Here is a 4,529-nt window from a genome sequence, read left to right on the forward strand (position 1 = left end):
CGCCGCGCGGGAGACCTGGGCGGCCGTGCCCGTCAGGACGCGCGTCGATCTCGACGCGGCGGCCGCCTTCGCCGGCGCCGCCGACCGGCTGCTCTATGACGCCAAGACGCCGGACGACGCGGCGCTGCCCGGGGGCATGGGGCTGCGCTTCGACTGGACGCTGCTCGACGGTTTTCGGCACCCGCTGCCCTGGCTGCTGTCGGGCGGCCTCGATGCGGGCAACGTCGCCGAGGCGATCGGTCGCACGGGCGCGCGGCTGGTCGACGTCTCCTCCGGCGTGGAGACCGCGCCGGGGCTGAAGGACCCCGGCCAGATCGCGGCGTTCCTGCAGGCGGTCGCGGCCTGCTAGTCCGCTCGTCCCGAGCGGAGTCGAGGGACATGAGTCTCGACTTCGCTCGACCCGAACGGGTAGGGAGCACGTCGATGAACGCCCCCAACTCCTTCCGCCTTCAGCCCGACGAACGCGGCCATTTCGGCGATTACGGCGGACGCTATGTCGCCGAGACGCTGATGCCGCTGATCCTCGACCTCGACCTCGAGTATCGCGCGGCGAAGGCGGATCCGGCGTTCCAGGCCCAATTCGACGACCTGCTCGAACATTATGTGGGCCGCCCGTCGCCGCTCTACTATGCGGAGCGGCTCACCGACACGCTGCGCGACAATGCCCCGGACGGCATGGGCGCGCAGGTCTGGTTCAAGCGCGACGAGCTGAATCACACGGGCGCGCACAAGATCAACAACTGCATTGGCCAAATCCTGCTGGCGATGCGGATGGGCAAGACCCGGATCATCGCGGAGACGGGCGCCGGCCAGCACGGCGTCGCCACCGCCACCGTCTGCGCGCGCTTCGGCCTGCCCTGCGTCATCTACATGGGCGCGCGCGACATCGAGCGGCAACAGCCGAATGTGTTCCGGATGAAGCTGTTAGGAGCGGAAGTTCGCGCCGTGACGAGCGGCGCGCGGACGCTCAAGGACGCGATGAACGAGGGGCTGCGGGACTGGGTCGCCAACGTCCACGACACTTTCTACATCATCGGCACCGCCGCCGGCCCCCATCCCTATCCGGAGCTGGTGCGCGATTTCCAGTCGGTGATCGGCCGCGAGGCGCGCGAGCAGATGCTGCGCCGGACCGGCCGCCTGCCCGACCTGCTCGTCGCGGCGATCGGCGGCGGCTCCAACGCGATCGGCCTCTTTCATCCGTTCCTGGACGATCCCGACGTCGCGATGCTCGGCGTCGAGGCGGCGGGGCACGGGCTCGACCGCGAGCATGCCGCCTCGCTCGCCGGCGGCTTCCCCGGCGTGCTCCACGGCAACAAGACCTACCTATTGCAGGACGAGGACGGCCAGATCGCCGAGGCGCACTCGATCAGCGCGGGCCTCGACTATCCCGGCATCGGCCCGGAACACGCCTGGCTCAAGGACATCGGCCGCGTCCAATATGAGAGCGCGACCGACACCGAAGCGCTCGACGCCTTCCAGCTGCTGTGCCGGACCGAAGGCATCATCCCCGCGCTCGAACCTTCCCACGCCATCGCCGCCGTGACGCGCAAGGCACGGGAAATGCGGCCGGATCAGGTGATCCTGGCAAACCTGTGCGGACGCGGCGACAAGGACATCTTCACCGTCGCCGATGCGCTCGGCGTCGCGATATGAAGCGGCGGGTATTTGCCGAAGCCGCAGTTCAGATCACGCTTTTCCTTATGATCGTCACGTTGGGATTCGGCACGAGCGAACTGTTCCGGCCTCTAGGCGGCATTGTGGCGCATCTGATCGGGGCTTTTACGACGACTGCTCTGACGATGACGGTGCTCTTCAACTGGAGCCGCATCTTAGAACGGTTCTGGCCGAGGTCAGAGCGCTGACCCGCCTCGCCGCCGCCTTCGCGCAAGAGCACCCCGCGCTTGTCGCCTTCGTCACCGCCGGCGACGGCCCCACCGCCGCCATCCTCGACGCGCTCGTCGCGGGAGGGGCGGACGTGATCGAGCTGGGCATGCCGTTCACCGATCCGATGGCGGACGGCCCGGCGATCCAGGCCGCCAACCTGCGCTCCTTCGCCGCCAGGACAACGACGCACGATATCCTGCTGATCGCGCGCGCTTTTCGGGCTCGACACCCCACCGTGCCGCTGGTGTTGATGGGCTATGCCAACCCGATGCTGCGACGCGGGCCGGACTGGTTCGCGCTCGCGGCGAAGGACGCCGGCGTCGACGGCGTGATCTGTGTCGACGTGCCGCCGGAGGAGGACGACCAGCTCGGCCCCGCGCTCCGCGCGCACGGCGTCGACCCGATCCGCCTCGCCACCCCCACCACCGACGCCGCACGCTTGCCGGCGGTGCTGAACGGCGCGTCCGGCTTCCTCTACTATGTCTCAGTCGCAGGCATCACCGGGCTGCAACAGGCCGCGCAGGGCTCGATCGAGGCAGCCGTCGCCCGTCTCAAGGCCGCGACCGACCTCCCCGTCGCGGTCGGCTTCGGCGTCCGCACGCCCGATCAGGCCGCTGCCATCGCACGCGTCGCCGACGGCGTCGTCGTCGGCTCCGCGATCGTCGAGCTGGTCGGCCGATATGGCGCCGACGCGCCCGCCCACGTCCAGCGCTATGTCAGCTCGCTGGCGCAAGCCATTGCCGATGCTCGAAAGGTTCCCGCATGAGCTGGCTCAACTCCGTCCGCAACGTCCTCCCGTTCCGCGCCAAGGTGGAGACGTCGGAACACCTCTGGCACAAGTGCAAGGGTTGCGACCGGATGGTGTTCGTCAAGGAATGGGCGGAGAACGGCCATGTCTGTCCGCTGTGCGATCATCACGACCGCATCGGCCCGGCGGAGCGCTTCCGTCAGCATTTCGACGAGGGAAGCTGGCAGATCATCCCTGCCCCCAAGGTGACGGAGGACCCGCTTCGGTTCCGCGACTCCAAGCGCTACACCGATCGGCTCAAGGCCGCGCGCGCCGACACGCACGAGCAGGACGCGCTGGTCAACGCCAGGGGCACGATCGAGGGCCACGCCGCCGTGATCGGGGTCCAGGACTTCGCCTTCATGGGCGGCTCGATGGGGCTGGCGGTCGGCGAGGCGTTCGTGCGCGGCGTCGAGAACGCCATCGCGGCGAGCTGCCCCTACATCATCTTCACCGCGTCCGGCGGCGCGCGGATGCAGGAAGGCATCCTGTCGCTGATGCAGATGCCCAGATCCACCGTCGCGATCGACCTGCTGCGCGACGCCGGCCTGCCCTACCTCGTCGTGCTCACCGACCCGACGAGCGGCGGCGTCATGGCGGCCTATGCCATGCTGGGCGACATCCAGCTCGCCGAACCCAAGGCCACCCTCGCGTTCACCGGCCGCCGCGTGATCGAGAGCACGATCCGCGAGAAACTGCCCGACGATTTCCAGACGAGCGAATATTATCTGGAGCACGGCCTGATCGACATGGTGGTGCACCGCCATGCGTTGAAGGCGAAGCTGGCGACGGTGATCGGCTATCTGACGGAGGAGCGGCAAGCGGCGTGATGGGTGAGGGAGCAGGGAGCAGGGAGCGGGGAGTAGGCTCGCGTCGAGCATACCGACCGATTCGGCTTACCGACGCATCTGGATACCAGGTTGCAGCGAGGCTTCCTGCTCCCTGCTCCCTGCTCCCTGCTCCCTGACCAGTGCCCGACCACGCCACCTCCACCGACCCGGCCGTCCAGGCCCAGCTCGAACGCCTCTTCGCCGCCGGGCCGGGAACGGACGTGCTCGGGCTGGACCGGATCACGCGGCTGCTCGCGCGGCTCGGTGATCCGCACCGGTCGCTGCCGCCTGTGTTCCACGTCGCCGGCACGAACGGCAAGGGCTCGACCTGCGCGTTCCTGCGCGCCGCGCTGGAGGCGGCGGGACATGACGTCCACGTCTATGCCAGCCCCCACCTCGTCCGGTTCAACGAACGGATCAGGATCGCCGGGCAACTCATTGGCGACGCGACGCTCGCGCCCCTGCTCGCCGAGGTGATGGACGCGGGCGAGGACATCGGCGCCAGCTTCTTCGAGGCGACCACCGCCGCCGCCTTCCTCGCGTTCGCGCGTACCCCCGCCGCCGCGACGATCGTCGAGGTCGGGCTCGGCGGCCGGCTCGACGCCACCAACGTGGTGACGCCGGTGGTGACCGGCGTCGCCGCGCTCGGGCTTGATCACCAGGCGTTTCTGGGCGACACCGCCGTCGCCATCGCGGGCGAGAAGGCGGGGATCGCCAAGCCGGGCATCCCGCTCGTCACGATGGACTACGCCCGGCCCTCGCGTGACCGGATCGCGACGGTGGCGGCGGCCGCGGGCGCACCGGTGCTCGCGCGGGGCCGCGACTGGGCCACGGACACCGCGCGATCGACCGTGCGCTATCAGGACGCCGGCTTCTCCGTCGTCACCCGCCGCCCCCGCCTCGTCGGCGCGCACCAATCGCGCAACCTGGGTCTCGCCATCGCGATGCTGCGCCATCAGGGCGCGCTCCACGTGCCCGAGGCCGCGTTGCGCGCCGCCGCCGATTGGGCGCACTGGCCCGCGCGGATG

At 69.7% G+C, this 4,529-nt stretch carries 6 protein-coding genes; all 6 read left to right on the top strand.

Going from position 1 to position 4,529, the window contains the following annotated elements:
• The coding region (locus HUU95_RS09190) for a phosphoribosylanthranilate isomerase (protein WP_438827204.1) at nt 1-349 on the top strand (349 nt) is incomplete at its 5' end.
• A 74-nt stretch (nt 350-423) separates the two neighbouring features.
• Entirely contained in the window at nt 424-1,653 is a 1,230-nt protein-coding gene (gene trpB / locus HUU95_RS09195) for a tryptophan synthase subunit beta (RefSeq protein ID WP_174279838.1), read from the top strand.
• Nucleotides 1,650-1,862, top strand: coding sequence for a hypothetical protein (locus tag HUU95_RS09200; RefSeq protein WP_174279837.1), 213 nt, complete (start codon nt 1,650-1,652; stop codon nt 1,860-1,862). Before trpB ends, HUU95_RS09200 begins: the two co-directional genes overlap by 4 nt.
• Nucleotides 1,859-2,650, top strand: coding sequence for a tryptophan synthase subunit alpha (trpA, locus tag HUU95_RS09205; RefSeq protein ID WP_174279841.1), 792 nt, complete (start codon nt 1,859-1,861; stop codon nt 2,648-2,650). The genes HUU95_RS09200 and trpA overlap by 4 nt, the downstream gene beginning before the upstream one ends.
• The gene (gene accD / locus HUU95_RS09210) at nt 2,647-3,501 is read left to right on the top strand and encodes an acetyl-CoA carboxylase, carboxyltransferase subunit beta (protein ID WP_174279839.1); all 855 of its coding nucleotides are present in this window, start codon (nt 2,647-2,649) and stop codon (nt 3,499-3,501) included. Before trpA ends, accD begins: the two co-directional genes overlap by 4 nt.
• Nucleotides 3,502-3,641: 140 nt before the next feature.
• The coding region (locus tag HUU95_RS09215; protein ID WP_174279840.1) for a bifunctional folylpolyglutamate synthase/dihydrofolate synthase at nt 3,642-4,529 on the top strand (888 nt) is incomplete at its 3' end.

This window comes from Sphingomonas bacterium (assembly GCF_903643065.1).
Classification (GTDB): Bacteria; Pseudomonadota; Alphaproteobacteria; order Sphingomonadales; family Sphingomonadaceae; genus Sphingomonas.